The organism is Rhodococcus sovatensis (genome assembly GCF_037327425.1).
GTDB classification, from domain to species: domain Bacteria; phylum Actinomycetota; class Actinomycetes; order Mycobacteriales; family Mycobacteriaceae; genus Rhodococcoides; species Rhodococcoides sovatense.
On record NZ_CP147846.1, the window covers coordinates 1,273,368 to 1,295,374 of the forward strand.

Sequence of the window (22,007 nt, forward strand, 5' to 3'; positions counted from 1 at the left end):
AGAACCAAACCGACGCTCCATGTCAGTTTCACAGCGAGAGGTATTGGACCGTGTCAGAATCATCCAGTGGGTTCAGTAGTACAGGTTCAGACGGATCGACCAGCGGTTATCCGCCGAACACCCAAGAGTTGAACGCAGAAGAAGCCAAGGTCCTGCACCGTGCGATCGGGGGTTCGGCCCTGGGTAATGCGGTCGAATGGTTCGACTACGCCGTGTACGGCTACCTGGCGGTGTACATCGCGGCGAACTTCTTCCCGTCCGAGGACGGGGGAGCGAGTCTGCTGTCGACATTCGTAGTGCTCGCGGCGTCGTTCATCATCAGACCGATCGGCGGCATCGTGCTCGGGCCGCTCGGTGACCGCATCGGTCGCCAGAAGGTCCTCGTCCTCACCGTCACCATGATGTCCATCGCGACGGCAACGATCGGCATTCTGCCGACGTTCGACACCATTGGAATCTTGGCGCCGATACTGCTTCTCGTCTGTCGCCTGGTGCAGGGATTCTCCACCGGTGGCGAATACGGTGGCGCAGCAGTGTTCATGGCGGAATATGCACCGGACAAGCGCCGCGGGTTCTTCGGTTCGTTCCTCGAATTCGGCACACTTGCAGGCACGGTCGCAGGCGCAACCCTGTGCACACTGCTCAACCTCGGACTCGGCGACGACACGATGGAGGCGTGGGGATGGCGAATTCCCTTCCTGCTGACGCTTCCCCTCGGCATAGTCGCGCTGTGGTTGCGAACTCGACTCGAAGATTCGCCGGTGTTCGCCGAGGCGAAGGCCGACGGTGAGACGGTGTCCGAGGGTGCGGAGGGTGGCGCCATCGCGTCGCTCAAGGCGACGATGACCTACTGGCAGCGGATCCTCATCCTGATGGGATTCGTGCTGCTGTTGAACATCGCGTACTACACCGTGTTGACGTTCTTGCCGTCCTATCTCAGTGACACGTTGGGACACAGCACTACTCAATCCAACTTCACTCTCGTGGTCATCATGTTGATCATGATGGCGATCATCAACCCGATCGGCGCGCTGTCGGACCGAATCGGTCGAAAGCCGCTGCTCCTTGCGGCGTGCGTCGGGTACTTCGTGTTCAGCGTGCCGCTGTTCCTGCTGATCATCAATACCGGGCTCGTGGGCCAAACGATCGGACTGCTCGGCCTCGGTGTACTGCTTGTGATCATGTGCTCGTGCGTATCGTCGACTCTGCCGGCGCTCTTCCCGACGCAGGTTCGCTACGGCGCATTCGCCATCGGTTACAACGTGTCCACATCGCTCTTCGGTGGCACAGCACCGCTGATTCTGACGTTCCTCATCGACAGGACCGGTTCCAACCTCATCCCGGGCTGGTACATGATGCTCGCCGCGGCCATCGCGTTCGTCCCCATCCTGCTGATGCCGGAGACCGCAGGCCGATCGCTGCGCGGGAACCAGTGCCCGGGTGCCAACGACGACGAAGTCGCCGCATCCGGAGTGGAACTCGTGGGGTACAAGAAGTAGTGGGAGACAGGCTGGTTGTTGTCGTCCTGCATGCCGACAACCTTCCCGCGGGAATGGATTCGGTGTCCGCTGTGGCAGAAGTTCGATACGCCACAGCGGACACCCTCGGGGAAGCGGTTCCGGGAGCCGACGTACTGCTGCTGTGGGACTTCTTCTCGCCCGCCGTGAAGCAGGTGTGGGACCGCTGTGATTCGCTGAAATGGATCCATATCGCTGCCGCAGGTGTGGATTCGCTCATGTTCGACGACCTCGTCGATTCCGATGTGGTGGTGACCAATTCACGCGGAATCTTCGACCGACCGATCGCCGAGTTCGTTCTTGCACAGATACTCGCGTTCGCGAAGGACACCGCCACATCGGCGGAGCTTCAGCGGCAGCGAACGTGGAAGCATCGTGAGACCGAACGCCTCGACACCGCGAAGTCGATGATCGTGGGAACCGGTGCAATCGGGCGTGAGATCGCGCGGCTGTTGTCTGCCGTCGGCATGTCGGTTGCAGGCGTCGGTCGGACCGGGCGCACCGGAGACGCAGATTTCGGCGTCGTGTACTCCAGTTCGGATCTCGAACAGGTCGTCGCCGACATCGACTATCTGATACTCGTTGCACCGTTGACCGATCAGACGCGTGGGATCGTCGACACGTCGGTCATCGCCGCAGCCAAGCCCGGAGTACGCGTGATCAACGTGGGCAGGGGCGAGTTGCTGGAGACCGGAGCGCTTCTCGGCGGCCTACGGTCGGGTCACGTCGGTGGGGCCGCGCTCGACGTCTTCGAGGAGGAACCGCTTCCCTCGGACAATCCGCTCTGGACTGCTCCCAACCTTGTCCTGACCCCGCACATGAGCGGCGACGCGGCGGGTTGGCGCGACCGCCTCGCAGAGCTGTTCGTCGCCAACTTCCGCCGCTACGCGGCCTCCGAGGACCTGCACAACGTCGTGGACAAGAAACTCGGTTTCGTTTCGACCTGACTCTGCTCGCTCAGAAAGCTCGCTCGTACTGGGGAGCAACGGCCGGGGTGATCTCTGCTCCGAGTTCACGTGCTGCACGTCGCGGCCAGTACGGGTCGCGGAGAAGTTCACGGGCGAGCAGCACGGCCACCGCTGCGCCCGACGAGACGATCTCCTCGGCCTGCTTGGGCTCGGTGATCATCCCGACCGCGGCAGCAGGAATCGTCGTTTCGTTCTGTATCCGCTGGGCGAACGGAACCTGGTATCCCGGTCCGACTGGGATCTTCGCCTGCACATTTCCACCGGTGGACACGTCGATCAGATCGACGCCGTGATCGGTGAGAAGCTGAGCCAGCGCGATCGTCTGGTCGGCGGTCCAGCTCGGTGCGCCCGGACCCTCGATGTCCTCGTCCAGCCAATCCGTCGCCGACACACGGACGAGCAGTGGAAGTTCGGCCGGCCAGACTCCTCGAACACCGTCGACGATCTCGAGGAGCAGTCGAGTCCGACCCGTGAAATCCCCGCCGTATTCGTCGGTGCGTCGATTGCTTGCGGGGGAGAGGAACTGGTGAACGAGGTAGCCATGTGCTGCGTGGATCTCGACGACTTTGAAACCGGCACGCAACGAGCGCTCCGCGGCAGCGACGAAGTCGCGCACGACCTGCTCGATGTCGTCTCTGGTCGCTTCCCGTGGCGTCGAGTAGTCGCCGAATGCGATGGCAGAGGGGCCGACGGTTTCCCAGCCGTGCGGGTCGGTGGCCGGAATCGACTTTCGGCCGACCCACGGGGCCAAGGTCGACGCCTTACGTCCGGCATGCGCGAGCTGAATGCCCGGCACAGATCCGTATGCCTCGATACGCGCGACGATGTCGGCGAACGCCTTTTCCTGAGTGTCGTTCCATATTCCGAGGTCTGCTGGGCTGATCCGCCCTGCAGGATTCACGGCGGCGGCCTCGGTGAGAATGAGCCCGGCGCCGCCGATCGCACGGCTCACGAGATGTGTTCGATGCCAATCGTTCGGGGCGCCCACGCTCTCACCCTCGGTGTCCGCGGAGTACTGGCACATCGGCGACATCCACACTCTGTTCGGAAACGTGATGCTGCGCAGAGTGAGAGGTTCGAACAGGGCGGCCAAGAGATCTCCTCCGTCGTCGGAAGTAAGGGTGTCGAATCCAGGAGTGTTCGCTGTCGACAACCACTCGAGCCGGGACGTCATTCCCGACGGAGGTCGAGATGCGCCGCCGGTTAGTGTGTGTTGCATGACTGCTGTACCCGTGACCGCTGATTCGACCGCCCAGCAGGTGGACCAGCGCGAGAAGGTCCACGCTGCTGCCAGGCGCGGCAGAGTTGCCTCGCGTGCACTTGCGCTGTTGACCGCGGCGGAGAAGAACGCTGCCTTGCAGGCTGCCGCGGATGCCGTTCTCACTGCCGGCCCCCAGGTGCTCGCCGCCAACGAAGCCGACGTCGAGGCGGCACGCGCGGCTGGAACGGACGAGGGGTTGCTCGACAGGTTGCGCTTGACCGCTGCGAGGATCGACGGCATCGCCGCGGGCCTCCGGCAGGTCGCGGGATTGCCGGATCCGATCGGAGAGGTTGTTCGCGGGTCGACGCTGCCCAACGGTCTGGAGATCCGTCAGCTTCGTGTCCCGCTCGGAGTGGTCGGGATGGTCTACGAAGCACGCCCGAACGTGACGGTCGACGCATTCGGGCTCGCGTTCAAGTCCGGCAATGCTGCGTTGCTTCGCGGGTCGAAGTCAGCTGCGCTCTCCAATGCCGCTCTCGTCGACGCGATCCAGCAGTCTCTCGTGGCCAGCGGTCTGCCGCTCGATGCAGTCCAGTTGCTCGACAGCGCAGATCGGTCCTCCGTCACACATCTGATCCAGGCGCGTGGCCTCGTCGACGTCGTGATCCCGCGGGGCGGTGCCGGACTCATCGCCGCGGTCGTTCGTGATGCCACCGTCCCGACGATCGAGACCGGCGTCGGGAATTGCCACATCTACGTCCACTCCGCAGCCGACCTCGAGATGGCCGAGAAGATCATTCTCAACTCCAAGACTCGTCGGGTCAGTGTCTGCAACGCCGCCGAAACGATCCTCGTCGATGCCGCTGTAGCCGAGACAGTTGTGCCACAGCTGTTGCAGGCGTTCCAGACGCACAGCGTCGTAGTCCACGGAGACCTACCGGGACTGGTGCCGGCCACCGACAAGGATTGGGCGGAGGAGTACCTGTCACTCGACGTCGCTTTGAAAGTCGTCGACGGGATCGATGCGGCAATCGCGCACATCGACGCCTACGGCACCGGGCACACCGAGGCGATCGTGACTGCGGATCTACGTGCCGCACGCGAGTTCACCACTCGCGTCGATGCCGCGGCCGTCATGGTCAACGCCTCGACGGCATTCACCGATGGAGAGCAGTTCGGTTTCGGCGCCGAAATCGGCATCTCCACGCAGAAACTGCACGCCCGCGGGCCCATGGGCCTACCTGAACTGACCTCGACGAAGTGGACTGTCTGGGGCGAGGGCCACACACGCGCGGTGTGAGAGATCGAAGAACGAAAACTGAAAGCAGGAGACACACGTGGACCGAGCATTGCCGACGACACCGCCGCTGTTCGGCAGCGTCGATGACGTCGTGTCCCGACTTGCCGAGACCGGTTACCTCGCGAACAAGGCCACGGCGACGTCGGTGTTTCTTGCCGATCGGCTCGGCAAGCCACTGCTCATCGAGGGTCCGGCCGGCGTCGGAAAGACCGAACTGGCCAGAGCAGTCGCCCAGACTGCGGGCGCGGAACTGATCCGGCTGCAGTGCTACGAGGGCGTCGACGAGGCCCGCGCCCTCTACGAGTGGAACCACGCCAAGCAGATCCTGCGGATCCAATCGAGTTCGGCGGGACACCAGGACTGGGACTCCACCAAGCTCGACGTGTTCTCTGAAGAATTCTTGCTCGCGAGGCCATTGCTGCAGGCGATCCGCCGCGAGGATCCCACGGTGTTGCTCATCGACGAGACCGACAAGGCAGACGTCGAGATCGAAGGTTTACTGCTCGAGGTGCTGAGCGATTTCGCCGTCACCATTCCCGAGCTCGGCACGATCACCGCGACCCGCAAGCCGTTCACGGTTCTGACCTCGAACGCCACTCGCGAACTGTCCGAAGCACTCAAGCGCCGCTGCCTGTTCCTGCACCTCGACTTTCCGGATGCCGAACTCGAGCGCAGAATCCTGGCCAGCCGGGTACCGGAGCTGCCGGAGGCTATTGCGGAGCAGCTGGTTCGCACCGTTCGCGTCATGCGCGCGATGCAGCTCAAGAAGGTGCCATCGGTCGCAGAAACCATCGACTGGGGCCGGACACTGCTCGCGCTCGGGATGGACACCCTGGATGACGACGCAGTCCGTGCCACGCTGGGAGTGGTGCTCAAGCATCAGTCCGACCAGGACAAGGCCGCAGCCGAGCTCCGGCTGAACTGAGATGCTGTCCCCGTACGGATTGTCCGGCCATCTCGTCGACTTCGTCGACGCGCTTCGAGGGCGCGGCATTGCCGTCGGTCCGTCGGAAACAGTCGACGCAGGGCGTGTCCTTGCCGTGCTGGACCTCCTCGATCGCGAGGCCCTCCGAGAGGGGCTGGCGTGCTCGCTCCTGCGCAGACCGGCCCACCGCGACACGTTCGATGCGCTGTTCGATCTGTGGTTTCCGGCTGCAACCGGACAGCGGGAGTCCGGACAGATAGACACCGCGCTGCCGAGGATGCCCGACGGCACGATCGACTTCACTGCACTGCGTGAGCTGATCACCGATCTTCTCGTCGACGGCAGTCCCGATGCACTCGAGCTGACCGAGATGCTGGCCGCGCAGATGGTCGAGGAGCTCGGCCAATACAAGTCGACGAACGGGCCGTCGTTCTCGGCCTATCAGGCGTTGCGCGACGTCGCCCCGGATACGTTGCTGAGCAAGATCCTGCAAGGACTACTGGGGAACGCGGAAGACGGTTCGGAACGGGCGTCGGGCGCCTACGAAGACGAGGTGGCCAAACGTACCGCCGCGCAGCGGATCGCCGATCTCCGCAAGATGGTGGAGAAGGAGACGCGCCGCCGCGCCGCAGAGCAGCTCGGCCGTGAACGCGTCGCGAGCTACGGCGTTCCGAAGCTCGCCGAGGACGTCGATTTCCTGCGAGCATCGGACACCGAGATGGTGGCGCTGCGGCGCAGTGTGACGCCGCTGGCGCGGAAACTCGCGAGCAGGCTTGCCGCCAGGCGTAAACGAAGCAGGTCGGGCTCGATCGATCTTCGACGCACTCTGCGGAAGTCCATGTCCACGGGCGGCGTCCCCATCGACCTGGTGCAGCGCAAACCGAGGAAAGCCCGCCCGGAGCTCGTGGTGTTGTGCGACGTATCGGGGTCGGTGGCAGGGTTCAGCCATTTCACGCTGCTCCTGGTCCATGCGTTGCGCGAGCAGTTCTCGCGCGTTCGCATCTTCGCGTTCATCGACTCCACCGACGAGGTGACGCGATTCTTCGATTCGGGATCCGATCTCGGCGCGGCGATGTCGCGGATCATCCGAGAATCGGAGCTGATCACCTACGACGGGCACTCCGACTACGGGCATGCGTTCGAGACCTTCGACGACAGGTACTCCCAGGCGGTGACGGCACGGACCTCGGTACTGGTACTCGGCGACGCCCGCACCAACTACCGGGACCCGAAGGCGGCCGCGCTGGCGCGCACGGTTTCGGTGGCAAAGCACGCGTACTGGCTCAACCCGGAACCGAAGGGTCAGTGGGGTTCGGGGGACTCCGCCACCACCGTCTACAGCGAGGTCATCAGCATGTACGAGTGCCGTTCCGCCGGCCAGTTGGGCGACATCGTCTCGCGGCTACTGCCGGTGTGATCTGTACTCCTGGTCCCGCGAAGTAAGCTCTACAATCGTGCAACAACAACCTGTGGCGGTCCGCAAGCTGGGAGTGATGGGCGGAACCTTCGATCCGATCCATCACGGCCACCTCGTCGCCGCCAGCGAGGTCGCCAACAGCTTCGGGCTCGACGAGGTCATCTTCGTCCCGACCGGAACGCCCTGGCAGAAGGAAGGCAAGGTCGTCAGCCCGGCCGAGGACCGCTACCTCATGACGGTTATCGCCACTGCGTCCAACCCTCGATTCTCGGTCAGTCGCGTCGACGTCGACCGTAAGAAGCTGACGTACACGGTGGACACCCTGCGTGACCTCCGCGAACAGCATCCGGCCGCCGAGCTGTACTTCATCACCGGCGCGGACGCGCTCGAGAGTATCCTGACCTGGCAGAACTGGGAGGAGCTGTTCGAACTCGCGAAATTCGTCGGGGTGTCGCGGCCGGGCTTCGAACTGGGAGTCGAGCATCTCGCCGATCATCTCCAGGATCTACCACAGGACGCGCTGACACTGATCGAGATCCCCGCGCTCGCGATCTCCTCGACCGAATGCAGGCTGCGGGCGAGCGAAAACCGTCCCGTGTGGTACCTCGTCCCGGACGGCGTGGTCCAGTACATCTCCAAGAGAAATCTCTACCGACCCAGGGGCGAACAGCGCCTCGACGGCTCCGTCACGATGTCGGAGCCGGCGCCACAGAAGACGAATCCGGCAGACCAGATACAACCAGGCTCGACACAATCAGGCTCAACACAATTGGGAGATTAGCTAAGTGACTGCAACCGAACAGGCCACCTCGATCGCGCGCATCGCGGCGCTCGCAGCCGATGACAAGCTGGCGACCGACGTCGTGGTCCTCGACGTCTCGGAGCAGCTGGTCATCACCGACTGCTTCGTCATCGCGTCGGCACCCAACGAACGTCAGGTCAACGCGATCGTCGAGAACATCGAGGACAAGCTGCGCGAGGAGGGCTTCAAGCCGATTCGCAAGGAAGGGACTCGCGAAGGTCGGTGGGCGCTTCTCGACTACGTCGACGTCGTCGTCCACGTCCAGCACAACGACGAGCGCAACTTCTACGCGCTCGAGCGCCTGTGGAAGGACTGCCCGAGCATCGAGGTTCCCGGGCTCGGTGAGCGGCCCGCTGCAGAGACATCGGGCGATTCGGTGGAATCGGAGCAGTGACACCGGTCAAGCGGCAGTTGATTCTGCTCCGGCACGGCCAGACCGAGTACAACGCGACCGAACGCATGCAGGGTCACCTCGATACCGACCTGACCGAACTGGGCCGAACACAAGCCAAGTCCGCAGCTGCGCTGCTCGCGCCTCGATCGCCGGTGCGCATCGTTTCCTCGGATCTGAGACGCGCTCTCGACACCGCCACCGCGTTGGGTGACGCGTGCGGTGTGTCCGTCGACGTCGATCCACGGCTTCGTGAAACTCATTTGGGCGACTGGCAAGGCTTGACGCACCACGATGTCGACGACCTCTCGCCCGGCGCGCGGACGGCCTGGCGCACCGACGCCACCATCGCGCCTCCGGGCGGCGAGAATCGCATCGACGTAGCTCGTCGCAGTGTGCCGGTGGTTCGCGAACTACTCGACACCGAGCCGAAGTGGGGAGCGGACGGTGCGAGTGCGCCGATCGTCCTCGTCGCCCACGGAGGCCTGATTGCCGCATTGAGTGCCGCGCTACTCGAGCTGCCGGTCGATCGGTGGCCCGTGCTCGGAGGACTGTCGAACACCAGCTGGGTGCAGCTGAGCAGTCACGGCGAGGGTGACGCGATCGGCTGGCATCTCGATGTGTGGAACGCGTCCGCGAGAGTGGCCAGTGATGTCCTCTGACGACTACCAGGTTCGCGTCGTCGCCGCCGAGGCGCCGCCGGTGCTCCTGGTTGTGGCGGACTCGTTGAGCTACTACGGGCCGAAGGGCGGTCTTCCGGTCGATGACCCGCGTATCTGGCCCAATCTCGTTGCGGCAGAGCTGGGGTGGACGGTGGAGCTGGTGGCGCGCATCGGGTGGACCAGCCGCGACGCGTGGTGGGCGTTGACGCAGGATCCGCGCGTGTGGGCGGCGATTCCGAAGGCAGGCGCAGTGATCTTCGGTGTCGGCGGGATGGATTCGTTGCCGTCGCCGCTACCGACGGCGTTCCGGGAGCAGATTCGCTATGTCCGCCCACCGGCCTTTCGGCGACTTGTGCGTGCCGGATACCAATGGGTGCAACCGAGGCTGGCGCACCTCGGCTGGCCGGTGGCGCTACCACCGAAGTTGAGCGTCGACTACCTGGAGCAGGCGCGAGCCGCGCTGGCGTACGTTCGGCCGGAACTACCGGTCATCGGAACGCTGCCCTCGGTGCATCGCAGCGATGCGTACGGCAAAGTTCATGCCGGTCGACCCGCCGCCGAGAAGGCTCTCCGGCAATGGGGTGCGAAAAGCGGTGTGCCACTGGTCGATCTGGCGGCCGCGGTGCGGGAGAACATCTTCTCCGACCATGCGAACCCCGACGGAATCCACTGGGGTTGGGACGCGCACGTCGCCGTCGCCGATGCGATGCTTGCCGAACTGAGATCGGTTGTAGGCGATAAGGAACAGCGCGGGTGACGGTAGCGGTCATCACCGATTCATCGGCCTGCCTGGGTCCCGAGCTCGCCCACGGGGCAGGGATCACCGTGGCGCCCTTGCATGTGTTCGTCGACGGCATCGACCTGCGCGAGGGTCTCGATCCGATACCGGAGGACTTTGCAGCGCATGGTCCTGTCACGACTGCGGGCGCATCGCCAGCGGAGTTGACCGGTCTCTATCGTGATGCTCTGGAACGAAGTGATGGCGCAGGCGTTGTGGCCGTTCATATTTCGCGTGGACTCTCCAGCACCTGGGAGGCGGCTCGGCAGGCGGCAACAGTGCTGGGCGAGCGAGTCCGCGTGATCGATTCCGCGTCGGCCGGGATGGGCCTCGGCTATGCGGTGCTTGCCGCTGCCCGAGCGGCCGCCCGCGGCGACAGCATCGACTCCGTCTACGGCGATGCCGTGGCAGCGGCCCAGCGGAGTCGTAGCTTCATCGTGGTGGACCGGCTCGATCACTTACGTCGGGGTGGTCGCATCGGAGCGGCGGCCGCGCTGGTCGGTACGGCGCTGGCCATGAAGCCGGTGTTGCATCTGAGCGAAGGCAAGCTCGTGCTGGGAGAGAAGGCTCGAACGTCGACGAAGGCGCTCGGCAAACTCGTCGACGCCGCCCACCGGGTCGCCGACAAAGACAGGGTTGCGCTCACCGTGCACCATATGCAGTGCCCCGAGCGTGCCGACGCTGTCGCTGCACTGTTGGCACGCAGAATTCCCGAGGTCAGCGATCTGTCCGTGGTTCCTTTCGGGGCCGTTCTCGGAGCCCATGTCGGCCCGGGCGCAGTGGGAGTCGTCGTCTGTCCTGAGCGCTGACTCGGCACGGTCGATCGGGGTTGTCCACAGCCTGAGCGGTTATCCACAGAGCAATATTCCAGCTGCGGTTTTCTCGCATCGGAGACTAGGGCCGTCGATACCGTCGCGGGTATGGCAAGTCCTCGAACGCAGCCGATCTCGCGGAACTCGACGCCGCACGGGCCCAGTTCTCCGCGGGTTCTCGAACGCGGTCCGCACGGGGTGGACGCGGACGCAACGCCGGACTGGCTCAGGCAGGACGATCAGCGTGTATCGGCGCTCTCGGCCCACCTCCCGGAGCGATGGCGCGGCGCCCGCCTCGACCCTGGTAGAACCGGGATGCTTGCGCTGTGTGGCGTCGGCGTGGCCGTGCTGATTGTGGCGGGGTACGCAGTGCTGCGCGATGCGCCGGTCGTCGCTCCGGTACCGACTCTGCCGATCGTGCAACCCATTTCGGAGACAGAGGTCGTACCCTCTGAGACCACAGCTCCACCGTCGAGAATCGTGGTCAGTGTGGTGGGTCTTGTTGAATCCTCGGGTCTGGTGAACCTTCCGGCCGGCTCACGCGTCGCCGATGCCCTCGAAGCCGCAGGCGGACCACTCGACGGCGCGGATGTCGTGGCTCTCAACCTTGCGGCCAAGCTTGCCGATGGTGACCAGATCGTAGTCGGCTCGCCACCGCCGGAGGGGAGGTCGATCATCAGCGGGACGGTGCAAGATTCCGCACCAGGAAGTGCTCCTACCTCGGCAACCGGCGCATCTGGCAGTGCAGAGACCGACAGTGCAGCGGGCACAGTGAATCTCAACACCGCGACCGTGGCCGAGCTCGACGCGTTGGACGGCGTCGGACCGGTGACGGCAGCGAGCATCATTGCCTGGCGGGAGGCGAACGGCGCGTTCAAGGACGTCGGGCAGTTGGCGGAGGTGGACGGTATCGGCCCGGTACGCTTCGAAAAACTCAAGGACCAGGTCACGGTGTGAACGAACCGCTGATCCGCCCGTACGACGTGCGGTTGGTCCCGTGCGCGGTTGCTGGATGGGGTGCGACGGTGTGCGGGATTCTGGGCGGATCCGTCGTAGCAATCACACTCGCCGTGGCGTGGGTATGTCTGTGCGTCGCTGTACTCTATGTGCGAGTGCACCTGGGGCGCAGTGGCGTCGGACTTATCACGATGGCAGTGATCGGCGGATGCTACTCGGGTGCGGCCGCACTGCACGCGTGGGAATTCGACACGAGCCCCGTCGTCGAGGCAGCCGACGAACGGGCGTGGGTGAGCGCAGCAATCGTAGTGCGCGAGGATCCACACCGCGTTCGCTCGCCCGGGCCTCCGACGGTGGCCATCCGGGCCGAGCTGGTTCAGATGGACATCGCTGGGGTACCGATCGAGCTCGGTGGACGAGTGTCGGTGTTGGCTCCGTCCAGCGAGTGGGGGCACCTCGTACCCGGGCAGTCCGTTGCCCTGAGAGGTCGACTGTCGCCGCCGCACCGACAGGACCTCACGCTCGCTGTCGTACGGGTCGACGGACCTCCGCTGCGGGTCGACGCGCCGGGGCCGGTGGCGGCAGCGGCGGCAGCAGTGCGAACGTCGCTTGCGGCAGCGGCGTCGGATGCGCTGCCGGACGATCAGGCAGGGGTGCTCCCGGGGCTTGTGGTCGGTGACGTCTCGGCACTGCCGGAAGACCTCGAGGCCGACTTCCGTGCAGCTGGATTGACCCACCTGACCGCGGTTTCCGGGGCGAATTTCGCGATCGTCCTCGGTGCAGCACTGTTGCTGACCCGTGCCATTGCGATCGGACCACGCACGACGGTAGTGCTGTGTGCGGTGGTGCTCCTTGCGTTCGTCGTCGTTGCCAGGCCGTCCCCGAGCGTGTTGCGTGCGGCGGTGATGGGCGGTATCGGACTGCTCGCGCTCGTCACGGGTCGACGACGTCAGGCAGTCCCTGCGCTCTGCACCGCAATACTCGGCCTCCTCGCATGGTGGCCCGAGCTGTCCGTGGACGTCGGCTTCGCATTGTCGGTGGCCGCTACCGCGGGGCTTGTCGTCGTGGCGCCGGTATGGGTCGACTGGTTGCGTGCGCATGGCTGGGGCCGCGCGCCGGCCGAAGTGGTTGCCGTCGCCGCTGCAGCGCACGCGGTGACCGCCCCGATCGTGGCGGGCATGACGGGAACCTTCTCCGTGGTGGGAATTCTCGCCAACATTGCGGTGGCCCCGACGGTTGCGCCGATCACCGTTGTCGGAGTCGTTGCAGCAGTGTTCGCACCGTGGGCAGGCTGGCTTGCTTCTCTCGTGCTCGAATTGGCGTCGGCGCCGCTCTGGTGGCTTGTCGCGGTGGCGCGGTGGTCGGCGTCACTGCCGGGCGCGGGTGTCGAGATGCCGAGTGGAGTGGCGGGCGCCCTGACTGTCGCGGTCGCCACAGCGGCGATGCTGGTGTTGTTGCGGTTCCGCGTCTGTCGGTGGGTAATGGGTGGCGCGGTCGTAGCAGTACTGGTGATGTGGGTGGCGTCGTAAGATCCTGTGACGCGAAGTGGCGTGTTCGAACCCGTCGGACCGGCATGGCACGATCGTCACCGTGACTGCGAACAATCCGGTGGAGTCTCTGCACCTCGTCCTCGGCGACGAAGAACTGCTGATGGATCGTGCCGTGGCGTCCATCGTCGCGCGCGTTCGAGCAGCTGCCCCGGAGGGTGACGATCTACCGGTCACCAAGCTTCGTGCCGGCGATGCCAGTGCGCCGGAGCTTTTGGAGCTCCTGAGCCCGTCCCTGTTCGCGGAGGACCGTGTGGTCGTTCTCGAAGCGGCCGCGGAAGCAGGCAAGGATGCGGTGGCGCTGGTCGTCGACGCAGCCTCGGATCCGCCCGAGGGCGCGGTGCTGGTCATCATGCACTCCGGCGGTGGGCGAGCGAAGGCGATGGTCGGTGCTCTGCAGAAGGCAGGCGCTGTCACGCACGAATGCGCCAAGTTGACCAAGGCATCCGAGCGGGCAGATTTCGTCAAACGTGAATTCAGTGCGGCCGAGGTGCGGGTCAGTGGAGACGTCGTGGAGGCGGTCGTGGAGGCCGTGGGTTCCGAACTTCGCGAGTTGGCCGCCGCTTGTTCGCAGTTGGTGGCGGATACGGCAGGCAAGGTCGACGTCGACGCGGTTCGACGCTACTACTCGGGCAAAGCGGAGGTATCCGGGTTCGACGTCGCCGAGAAGGCTGTGGCGGGGGATGTGCCGGGAGCGTTGGAAGCGTTGCGTTGGGCGATGCACCGAGGCGTCCCGCATGTACTTCTGGCGGACGCGCTGGCTGACGCCGTGCGCACCATTGCACTCGTCGGCTCCGCAGGCCGCGGTGACCCGTTCCGAATGGCGGGTGAACTCGGGATGCCGCCGTGGAAGATCAAGAAGGCGCAAGCACAGGCGCGCGGATGGAACGGCCAGACCATCGGGGAGGCCCTGCAGATCGTCTCGCAGCTCAATGCGGACGTGAAGGGGCAGGCTGCCGATGCGGACTACGCGGTCGAGAACGCGGTGTCTGTCGTTGCCGCGCTGAGCAACCGGTAGCTCTCCGAACAGCCAGGCAAGTGCGCTGATCCGTTCAAGTGCGCTGAGGAACGCAAAAAACCCGCTCGGCTATCCCGAGCGGGTTCTGCGTACTACGTGAAGATCAGAGCTTGTTGACTGCCAACGACAGTGCCGACTTCTTGTTGGCTGCCTGGTTCTTGTGGATGACACCCTTGCTGGCTGCCTTGTCCAGCTGGCGACCTGCGGTGACGAGGATGGCGGAAGCCTTCTCCTTGTCGCCTGCGGACTCAGCGGCGCGGAAGGAGCGAATGATCGTCCGCAGTGACGACTTCACCGACTGGTTGCGCAGACGGTTGCGCTCGTTGGTGAGAATCCGCTTCTTCTGGGACTTGATGTTGGCCACGCGTAAAATCCTTCTGTCTTCGTCGGTATTCCGGTCAGGGCGATCCATGCTGGAATGCCCGAAGTCTGCTGCCGAGCTATACAGCCCAGCGCCGAAGATCGAGAATACCAGCACCGGCGGCAGAACCCAATTCCGCGCGCGCTTGACCTAAGTATGCCCGGCCCGACTCTCGCGGGGCCACCGGGGCAATCTGTTGTCCTTTTCCAGAAATTAACGCGTCCGACGCGCTTATCTCCTGTCTCTGTAGCAACATGACGCAGATGAGCCCGCGATCTGCAGCCACTGCCCAAGAGAAGGTCAAAGTCAGTAAATCGAAATCGGCGGCTCGCGAGAAACCGGTAGTCGACGGTGTATTCGGCGGCTATTCCGACGTCGGAAAGTACGGCCTTGCCTTCGACGAGATGTTCGACGCGGACGGCAAGACTCGCACTCCGTACAAGGGGATCCATTCGGCGCTCGAGCCGTCCAGCTCGGCCGACCTCGACGCACGCTCGGACGCGCTCGGACGCGCGTTCATCGATCAGGGCATCACGTTCTCTTTGTCGGGACAGGAGCGGCCGTTTCCGCTCGACCAGGTACCCCGTGTCATCGCGGCCGGCGAATGGTCTCGTCTCGAGCGCGGAATCAAGCAGCGTGTCAAGGCGCTCGAGATGTTTCTCGCCGACATCTATGGAGACCAGGAGATCCTGCGTGACGGCGTCGTGCCGAAGCGATTGGTCACCTCGTGTGAGCACTTTCACCGCGCAGCCATCGGCATCGTCCCGCCCAACGGAGTCCGAATTCACGTTGCCGGTATCGACCTCGTCCGAGATGCGCAGGGCACCTTCCGAGTGCTCGAGGACAACCTCCGGTCGCCGTCCGGTGTGTCGTACGTCATGGAGAACCGTCGGACGATGGCGCGGGTGTTCCCTGACCTCTTCGCCACACACCGAGTGCGCGCAGTCGGCGACTATGCCTCGCATCTGCTCCGCGCACTGCGCGCGTCCGCAGCTCTGAACGAGGCCGATCCGACGGTCGTCGTCCTCACCCCGGGCGTCGCCAACTCGGCGTACTTCGAGCACTCGTTGCTGGCACGACTCATGGGCGTCGAACTCGTCGAAGGTCGAGACTTGTTCTGTCGCGACAACATCGTCTACATGCGTACTACCGAGGGCGAGCGTCAGGTCGACGTCATCTACCGGCGCATCGACGACGACTACCTGGACCCGATGCAATTCCGTCCGGACTCGGTGCTCGGCGTGGCGGGGCTCGTCAATGCAGCGCGTGCCGGCAACGTGGTGATTTCCAGTGCCGTCGGAAACGGCGTCGGCGACGACAAGCTGGTCTACACCTACGTGCCGACGATCATCGACTACTACATGGGCGAGAAGCCGCTGCTGGCCAACGTCGACACGTTCCGGTGCTGGCTCGACGACGAGTGCGAGGAGGTGCTCGACCGCGTCGACGAACTGGTGATCAAACCCGTCGAAGGTTCCGGTGGTTACGGCATCGTCTTCGGGCCGGACGCGTCCCCGAAGGAATTGGCGACCATCAGCAAGAAGATCAGAGCGGATCCGCGGGGATGGATCGCCCAGCCCGTCGTGCAGCTCTCGACAGTGCCGACCAAGATCGGCGGCCGACTGGTTCCGCGACACGTGGACCTGCGCCCGTTCGCGGTCAACGACGGCGACGACGTGTGGGTGCTGCCCGGTGGTTTGACGCGTGTGGCGCTTCCCGAGGGTTCGCTCGTGGTCAATTCGAGTCAGGGCGGTGGCAGCAAGGACACCTGGGTGCTCGCCACCCGTACATCTCAGGAAGAGCAGGAACTCGCGGGCGAGGAGATCGTCAGTGAGCCACCCGAGTCCCCGATGACAGAACAGGGACCGGAACTGACGATGGATCAGCAACAGCAACAACAGCAGCAGCAACAGCAACAGCAAGTGAATGGCGGTGGACACTAGATGCTCGCGCGGAACGCAGAGTCGCTCTATTGGATCGGGCGATACGTCGAACGTGCCGACGACACGGCTCGGATCCTCGACGTCACCGTTCATCAACTTCTCGAGGATGCCACCGTCGACCCCGACCACATCTCGCGGGTTCTGCTTCGAGTCCTCGGGTTCAAGCACGAGCCGGACGTGTCCCTCGACGTGTGGTCGTTGACCGAGTTGGTCGCGTTCAGTCGTGACGGAAGCGGGTCGATCGTCGACTCTCTCTCCAGTGCCCGCGAGAACGCCCGCGGTGCACGGGAAGTCACGTCGAGTGAGATGTGGGAGTGCCTCAACACCACCTACAACGGCCTGACCGACCGCATCCGTGCGTCCAAACGAACCGGGCCGCACGAGTTCTTCAGCTACATCGAGGAACGGGCAGCGATGTTCGCCGGTCTCGCAGATTCGACCCTGAGTCACGACGACGGCTACCGATTCCTCATTCTGGGTCGGTCCGTCGAGCGAATCGACATGACCGTCCGGCTGTTGCTTTCGCGTGCCGGGGACCGTCCGTCGTCACCAGCATGGGTCACGGTGCTCCGTTCTGCAGGCGCGCACGACACCTACCTACGCACGTACCGCGGCGCCCTCGATGCGCAACGAGTACTCGAATTCATGTTGTTGGACAGGTTGTTCCCTCGGTCGGTGTTCTATGCATTGAGTGAGGCCGAGCGGTCACTGGACCAACTCGATCACCAGCCGAACAGCCGTGTCGGTGCACGTGCAGAAGCACAACGTCTGCTGGGCCGCGCACGCAGCGAGCTCGAATTCCTGCGTCCCGGTGCGTTGTTGGACGATCTGCAGGAGAGACTGCTCGCATTGCAGGAGACATGTCGAGATCTCGGCGAAGCAATTTCGAAGCAGTACTTCCACGCAGCACCCTGGGTTGCATGGACCGACGCCGGTTCCGGCGCGTACGAAGATCAACTGGAAGGTGAATTGTGAGCTGGCGTATGCGCGTTGTCCACACCACGGGCTATCAGTACGACGCGCCGGTGACGTCGTCGTACAACGAGGCGCGACTGACTCCGCGAAGTGACAACCGGCAGAACGTGATTCTCAATCGTGTCGAGACCAATCCAGTCACCAGAAGCTATCGCTACACCGACTACTGGGGAACGGCGGTGACGGCATTCGATCTGCACGCTCCTCATACCGAACTCGAGGTCACCGGGTCATCGGTCGTCGAGACCGATCCGTTCTCGCCGCCGGAGGAGAAGGCGTCGTGGGAGGAGCTGGCGAGCGAACCCGTCATCGACCGCTTCAACGAGGTTCTCGACAACACCGAGTACGTACCCAAGAACCGGCAACTCTCGGCGATAGCCAAGAAGCTGTCCAAGGGGCTTCCGCCCCAGGAATCGGTAGTGGAGATCTCCAATTGGGTGAATCAGGAGATGTCCTACGTCCCCGGCACGACGGGTGTGCACACATCTGCGGTCGAGGCATGGTCGGAGAAGAAGGGCGTCTGCCAGGACTACGCGCACCTGACGCTGCTACTGCTGCGCAGCATCGGCATTCCCAGTCGGTATGTGTCCGGATACCTGCACCCCAAGAAGCAGGCGGTCATCGGTACGTCCGTCGAGGGACAGAGCCACGCGTGGATCGAGGCATGGACGGGCGCGTGGTGGGGTTACGACCCGACCAACGCGATCGCCGTCAACGAGCAGCACGTGTCGGTCGGACTCGGGCGTGACTACGCCGATGTGCCGCCGCTGAAGGGCATCTTCTCGGGCGGCGGATCGACAGCTCTCGATGTTGTGGTCGAGATCACACGTCTGGCGTAACGTCCTGCTCGGGCAGCCCTACCGCGGGGTGTTCGGGCGGTACGACCGGCTGGACTCCTAGGACCAGCTGTAGTCGGAGCGAAGCCTCGACGCGACGGCGTCGAACTTCGTCTTCGCGAGAATTGCACCCTCGCGACGAATTCCGGTTTCGGGGACGTCGAGAACACGGTCGAGTCTGATCCAGCTGGGTCTACCCTCGGCGTCCCAGGATCCGGACCCGATCGACACCCAGTCGGGGTCGCCGTCGCGCTTGTCCTGGCTCGACAACATCAGTCCCAGCAGCGTCTTCCCGTCGCGGCCCACAACCAGGACAGGCCGGTCCTTGCCCTGGCTGGCGTCCTCCTCGTACGCCACCCACGTCCACACGATCTCGCCGGGATCGGCCTTGCCGTCCAGATCAGGGGAGTACTCGACTGCCCGAGCCCGCTGCGCGGTCGGCACGGTGTGCGACGCGACCGGACGGCCTGGCTCGACGGTCGGCCCGCTGCTCGACTTGCCGGTGATCGCGTCCTTACCTTTTTGCAGAGCACCCGAACTCTGCAACTGCCGAAACAGCCTCGGGCCCTCGCGGAGTGCGATGTTGCCGAGTTCCTTCGTGAATTTGCTCCAGTTGCCAGCCATGGGAGTCGAGTTTAGTCAGCAGCCCGCGGAACTCGTCGACCGCCGGACGTGGGACGATGGGTCCGGATATCTCCTGCAAACGCCAGCAAAGGATACGAGTGCCCAGCTTCGCCGACACGACGTTCACCGATCCCTCCCGGATCAGGAACTTCTGCATCATCGCCCACATCGACCACGGCAAGTCGACGCTGGCAGATCGGATGTTGCAGCTCACGGGCGTCGTCGACGATCGGTCGATGCGGGCTCAGTACCTCGACCGTATGGACATCGAACGCGAACGCGGCATCACCATCAAGGCGCAGAACGTCCGTCTGCCCTGGGTGGTCGACGGCGAGGAATTCGTCCTGCATCTCATCGACACCCCCGGCCACGTCGACTTCACCTACGAGGTTTCGCGTGCACTCGAGGCGTGTGAGGGTGCGGTCCTGCTCGTCGACGCTGCGCAGGGGATCGAGGCGCAGACCTTGGCGAACCTCTACCTCGCACTCGACAAAGAGCTGACGATCATCCCGGTCCTGAACAAGATCGATCTGCCTGCCGCCGACCCCGATCGGTATGCCGCCGAGATCGCCCACATCATCGGTTGCGAGGCCGACGACGTGCTGCGTGTCTCCGGCAAGACCGGTGTCGGTGTCGAGGAGCTCCTCAACGAGGTCGTCAAGCTCGTTCCTGCGCCCGTCGGTAATCCCGACGGCCCGGCCCGCGCGATGATCTTCGACTCCGTCTACGACACCTACCGCGGTGTCGTCACCTACGTCCGAGTTGTCGACGGCGCCCTCAACCCGCGCGAGAAGGTCACCATGATGTCGACCGGCTCGACGCACGAGTTGCTCGAAGTCGGTATCGTCTCGCCCGATCCGAAGCCGACCAAGGGCCTCGGCGTCGGTGAGGTGGGGTACCTCATCACCGGTGTCAAGGATGTGCGCCAGTCGAAGGTCGGCGACACCGTCACCACCTTCCGCAAGGGTGCGACCGAGCCGCTCACCGGGTACCGCGAACCTCGTCCGATGGTCTATTCCGGGCTGTACCCGCTCGATGGTTCCGACTACCCCGATCTGCGCGACGCGCTCGAGAAGCTCCAACTCAACGACGCAGCGCTCACGTACGAGCCGGAAACCTCGGTGGCTCTCGGTTTCGGATTCCGTTGCGGCTTCCTCGGATTGCTGCACATGGAGATCACTCGCGAGCGGCTCGAGCGCGAGTTCAACCTCGATCTCATCTCCACCTCGCCGAACGTCGTCTACCGCGTCGAGATGGAAGACAAGGCCGAGCACATCGTCACCAATCCGTCGTACTGGCCCGAGGGCAAGGTGCGTGACGTGTACGAGCCGATGGTGAAGTGCACGATCATTTCGCCGAGTGAGTTCATCGGCTCGATCATGGAGCTGTGCCAGGGCAGGCGCGGCGAGCTCGGTGGAATGGACTACCTGTCCGAGACGCGTGTCGAGCTGCGCTACACCATCCCGATGGCGGAGATCATCTTCGACTTCTTCGACATCCTGAAGTCGCGCACACGTGGGTATGCGAGCCTCGACTACGAGGAGATCGGCGAGCAGAGCGCAGCGCTGGTCAAGGTCGACATCTTGCTCCAGGGTGAGGCGGTGGACGCGTTCTCGGCGATCGTGCACAAGGACGCTGCTGCTGCCTACGGCAACAAGATGACGACCAAGCTCAAGGAACTGATCCCTCGCCAGCAGTTCGAGGTGCCGATCCAGGCCGCCATCGGATCACGCATCATCGCGCGCGAGAACATCAGGGCAATCCGCAAGGACGTCTTGGCGAAGTGCTACGGCGGCGACATCAGCCGCAAGCGCAAGCTGCTCGAGAAGCAGAAGGAAGGCAAGAAGCGGATGAAGACCATCGGCCGCGTCGAGGTGCCGCAGGAGGCGTTCGTCGCCGCGTTGTCATCCGAGTCGTCGACGGACAAACCGAAGAAGTAGCACTCATAGGGGAGGAACATGACGTCGCGAATCCTAGGAGCACTGTCGGTGCCGATCATCAGCGCACCGATGGCAGGGGGACCGTCGACGCCGGAGATGGCGATCGCGGTCTCACGGTCCGGAGGGCTGGGCATGCTTGCCGGTGCGCTCCTCGATATCGACAGATTCGCCGCTCAGGTGCAGGCGATGCGCGAGGTTCTCTTCGGCGTCAACCTCTTCCTGCCCGACGATCCGACGGGCGCGGACGTCGAAGCCTATGTCCGACGCATCTCGCCGTGGCTCGACAAGTACCACGTCGAACCCGGGGTTCTGCCACGCCGCGACGATTTCTATCCGGAGAAGTTCCGCTGGCTCGTCGACAACCCGGTGCCGCTCGTGAGCAGCACGTTCGGAACGTTCAGTGCAGCTGAAGTAGCCGCACTCCACGAGGTCGGCACCGAAGTGTGGTGCACCGTCACCTCGGCCGCAGAGGCAATCGAAGCCGATGCCAACGGCGTCGACGCTCTCGTCGTGCAAGGGCCGGAAGCCGGTGGCCACCGGGGGAGTTTCGACGGCTCGGCCCCCGATGCGCCCCTTGCCGATGTGCTGGCGGATGTTCGTGCAGTGTCGGAGCTGCCGAGAATCGCCGCCGGCGGACTGATGGACGGCACCGACGTTGCGCCGCTGCTGGAATCGGGGGCAGCGCACGCAGCCCAACTCGGAACTGCATTTCTGAACACCACGGAAGCCGGAACCCGGCAGGTTCACCGCGAACAACTGACGTCGACGTCGGAAACCGCTGTCACACGTGCTTTTTCGGGCCGTCCGGCAAGAGGGATCGTCAACGAGTTCATGCGCGACAACTCCGAGGATGCGCCGCTCGCGTATCCGGACGTGCACTATTTGACCGCGCCGATGCGGGCCGAGGCAGGCAAAGCAGGCGATCCGGCGGCGCTGTCCATGTGGGCAGGAACCGGGCACCTGCGCGCCCGCGAGGCGACGGTGTCCGAGCTGATGGCCGAGTGGGCCGATCAGCTCGAACGCCGCCGCTGAC

Annotated in this window: 21 protein-coding genes; 18 read left to right on the forward strand and 3 right to left on the reverse strand. The window is 64.3% G+C overall.

Features of this window, described 5'->3' with window-relative positions; translation table 11 throughout:
* The first annotated feature begins 50 nt into the window (after positions 1–50).
* Entirely contained in the window at positions 51–1,499 is a 1,449-nt protein-coding gene (locus WDS16_RS05875; RefSeq protein ID WP_338891209.1) for an MFS transporter, read from the forward strand.
* Entirely contained in the window at positions 1,499–2,464 is a 966-nt protein-coding gene (locus tag WDS16_RS05880; protein WP_338891210.1) for a D-2-hydroxyacid dehydrogenase, read from the forward strand. The genes WDS16_RS05875 and WDS16_RS05880 overlap by 1 nt, the downstream gene beginning before the upstream one ends.
* A 10-nt stretch (positions 2,465–2,474) precedes the next feature.
* Here WDS16_RS05880 and WDS16_RS05885 read toward each other — a convergent pair whose 3' ends face one another.
* A complete protein-coding gene (locus WDS16_RS05885; protein ID WP_338893259.1) occupies positions 2,475–3,578 on the reverse strand; it encodes an NADH:flavin oxidoreductase/NADH oxidase in 1,104 nt (367 codons plus the stop codon).
* A gap of 124 nt (positions 3,579–3,702) precedes the next feature.
* Between WDS16_RS05885 and WDS16_RS05890 the strand changes: the two genes are divergently transcribed.
* The 11 genes from WDS16_RS05890 to holA all read left to right on the forward strand — a co-directional run bounded on the left by WDS16_RS05890 (position 3,703) and on the right by holA (position 14,295).
* Positions 3,703–4,986 (forward strand): glutamate-5-semialdehyde dehydrogenase, encoded by a 1,284-nt coding sequence (locus tag WDS16_RS05890; protein ID WP_338891212.1) that lies wholly within the window; start codon positions 3,703–3,705, stop codon positions 4,984–4,986.
* Between the two features lie 37 nt (positions 4,987–5,023).
* Entirely contained in the window at positions 5,024–5,911 is an 888-nt protein-coding gene (locus tag WDS16_RS05895; protein ID WP_068378665.1) for an AAA family ATPase, read from the forward strand.
* A gap of 1 nt (position 5,912) precedes the next feature.
* Positions 5,913–7,328, forward strand: coding sequence for a vWA domain-containing protein (locus WDS16_RS05900; RefSeq protein ID WP_338891215.1), 1,416 nt, complete (start codon positions 5,913–5,915; stop codon positions 7,326–7,328).
* A gap of 37 nt (positions 7,329–7,365) precedes the next feature.
* The gene (nadD, locus tag WDS16_RS05905; RefSeq protein WP_338891217.1) at positions 7,366–8,109 is read left to right on the forward strand and encodes a nicotinate-nucleotide adenylyltransferase; all 744 of its coding nucleotides are present in this window, start codon (positions 7,366–7,368) and stop codon (positions 8,107–8,109) included.
* A 4-nt stretch (positions 8,110–8,113) separates the two neighbouring features.
* On the forward strand, positions 8,114–8,524 hold the full coding sequence (gene rsfS, locus WDS16_RS05910) for a ribosome silencing factor (protein ID WP_338891219.1): 411 nt from the start codon (positions 8,114–8,116) through the stop codon (positions 8,522–8,524).
* Entirely contained in the window at positions 8,512–9,183 is a 672-nt protein-coding gene (locus tag WDS16_RS05915; RefSeq protein WP_422395815.1) for a histidine phosphatase family protein, read from the forward strand. Before rsfS ends, WDS16_RS05915 begins: the two co-directional genes overlap by 13 nt.
* A complete protein-coding gene (octT, locus tag WDS16_RS05920; RefSeq protein ID WP_338891223.1) occupies positions 9,173–9,940 on the forward strand; it encodes a diglucosylglycerate octanoyltransferase in 768 nt (255 codons plus the stop codon). The genes WDS16_RS05915 and octT overlap by 11 nt, the downstream gene beginning before the upstream one ends.
* Positions 9,937–10,770: a DegV family protein gene (locus tag WDS16_RS05925; RefSeq protein ID WP_338891225.1), complete on the forward strand. Its 834-nt coding sequence runs from the start codon at positions 9,937–9,939 to the stop codon at positions 10,768–10,770. Before octT ends, WDS16_RS05925 begins: the two co-directional genes overlap by 4 nt.
* A 111-nt stretch (positions 10,771–10,881) precedes the next feature.
* Complete coding sequence (locus tag WDS16_RS05930; RefSeq protein ID WP_338891227.1) at positions 10,882–11,730, forward strand: ComEA family DNA-binding protein; 849 nt, start codon at positions 10,882–10,884, stop codon at positions 11,728–11,730.
* Positions 11,727–13,259: a ComEC/Rec2 family competence protein gene (locus WDS16_RS05935; RefSeq protein WP_338891229.1), complete on the forward strand. Its 1,533-nt coding sequence runs from the start codon at positions 11,727–11,729 to the stop codon at positions 13,257–13,259. Before WDS16_RS05930 ends, WDS16_RS05935 begins: the two co-directional genes overlap by 4 nt.
* A 61-nt stretch (positions 13,260–13,320) precedes the next feature.
* Complete coding sequence (gene holA, locus WDS16_RS05940) at positions 13,321–14,295, forward strand: DNA polymerase III subunit delta (protein WP_338891231.1); 975 nt, start codon at positions 13,321–13,323, stop codon at positions 14,293–14,295.
* 103 nt (positions 14,296–14,398) lie between these two features.
* Here holA and rpsT read toward each other — a convergent pair whose 3' ends face one another.
* On the reverse strand, positions 14,399–14,659 hold the full coding sequence (rpsT, locus tag WDS16_RS05945; RefSeq protein ID WP_068378685.1) for a 30S ribosomal protein S20: 261 nt from the start codon (positions 14,657–14,659) through the stop codon (positions 14,399–14,401).
* A 401-nt stretch (positions 14,660–15,060) separates the two neighbouring features.
* Between rpsT and WDS16_RS05950 the strand changes: the two genes are divergently transcribed.
* Genes WDS16_RS05950 through WDS16_RS05960 form a run of 3 tightly spaced genes read left to right on the forward strand, consistent with a single transcriptional unit; the run spans position 15,061 to position 18,413 of the window.
* Entirely contained in the window at positions 15,061–16,599 is a 1,539-nt protein-coding gene (locus WDS16_RS05950) for a circularly permuted type 2 ATP-grasp protein (protein ID WP_338893260.1), read from the forward strand.
* The gene (locus WDS16_RS05955; protein ID WP_338891234.1) at positions 16,600–17,574 is read left to right on the forward strand and encodes an alpha-E domain-containing protein; all 975 of its coding nucleotides are present in this window, start codon (positions 16,600–16,602) and stop codon (positions 17,572–17,574) included. It begins immediately after the preceding gene.
* Between the two features lie 8 nt (positions 17,575–17,582).
* Complete coding sequence (locus WDS16_RS05960; RefSeq protein WP_338893261.1) at positions 17,583–18,413, forward strand: transglutaminase family protein; 831 nt, start codon at positions 17,583–17,585, stop codon at positions 18,411–18,413.
* A 57-nt stretch (positions 18,414–18,470) separates the two neighbouring features.
* Here the strand turns inward: WDS16_RS05960 and WDS16_RS05965 are convergent, their stop codons facing one another.
* Positions 18,471–19,034: a type II toxin-antitoxin system PemK/MazF family toxin gene (locus WDS16_RS05965; RefSeq protein ID WP_338891235.1), complete on the reverse strand. Its 564-nt coding sequence runs from the start codon at positions 19,032–19,034 to the stop codon at positions 18,471–18,473.
* 56 nt (positions 19,035–19,090) lie between these two features.
* On the opposite strand from WDS16_RS05965, the gene lepA reads away from it, so the two are divergent.
* Positions 19,091–20,974: a translation elongation factor 4 gene (gene lepA / locus WDS16_RS05970; RefSeq protein WP_082898042.1), complete on the forward strand. Its 1,884-nt coding sequence runs from the start codon at positions 19,091–19,093 to the stop codon at positions 20,972–20,974.
* An 18-nt stretch (positions 20,975–20,992) separates the two neighbouring features.
* Positions 20,993–22,006, forward strand: coding sequence for a nitronate monooxygenase (locus tag WDS16_RS05975; protein ID WP_338891238.1), 1,014 nt, complete (start codon positions 20,993–20,995; stop codon positions 22,004–22,006).
* The last annotated feature ends 1 nt before the right edge of the window (position 22,007 follow it).

Bases quoted from the DNA above. Each gene is read 5' to 3' on its own strand.
- WDS16_RS05890 (WP_338891212.1), top strand. From the start codon at position 3,703: ATGACTGCTGTACCCGTGACCGCTGATTCGACCGCCCAGCAGGTGGAC.
- WDS16_RS05900 (WP_338891215.1), top strand. From the start codon at position 5,913: ATGCTGTCCCCGTACGGATTGTCCGGCCATCTCGTCGACTTCGTCGAC.
- octT (WP_338891223.1), top strand. From the start codon at position 9,173: ATGTCCTCTGACGACTACCAGGTTCGCGTCGTCGCCGCCGAGGCGCCG.
- WDS16_RS05930 (WP_338891227.1), top strand. From the start codon at position 10,882: ATGGCAAGTCCTCGAACGCAGCCGATCTCGCGGAACTCGACGCCGCAC.
- WDS16_RS05950 (WP_338893260.1), top strand. From the start codon at position 15,061: ATGTTCGACGCGGACGGCAAGACTCGCACTCCGTACAAGGGGATCCAT.
- WDS16_RS05955 (WP_338891234.1), top strand. From the start codon at position 16,600: ATGCTCGCGCGGAACGCAGAGTCGCTCTATTGGATCGGGCGATACGTC.
- WDS16_RS05960 (WP_338893261.1), top strand. From the start codon at position 17,583: ATGCGCGTTGTCCACACCACGGGCTATCAGTACGACGCGCCGGTGACG.
- WDS16_RS05965 (WP_338891235.1), bottom strand. From the start codon at position 19,034: ATGGCTGGCAACTGGAGCAAATTCACGAAGGAACTCGGCAACATCGCA.
- lepA (WP_082898042.1), top strand. From the start codon at position 19,091: ATGGGTCCGGATATCTCCTGCAAACGCCAGCAAAGGATACGAGTGCCC.
- WDS16_RS05975 (WP_338891238.1), top strand. From the start codon at position 20,993: ATGACGTCGCGAATCCTAGGAGCACTGTCGGTGCCGATCATCAGCGCA.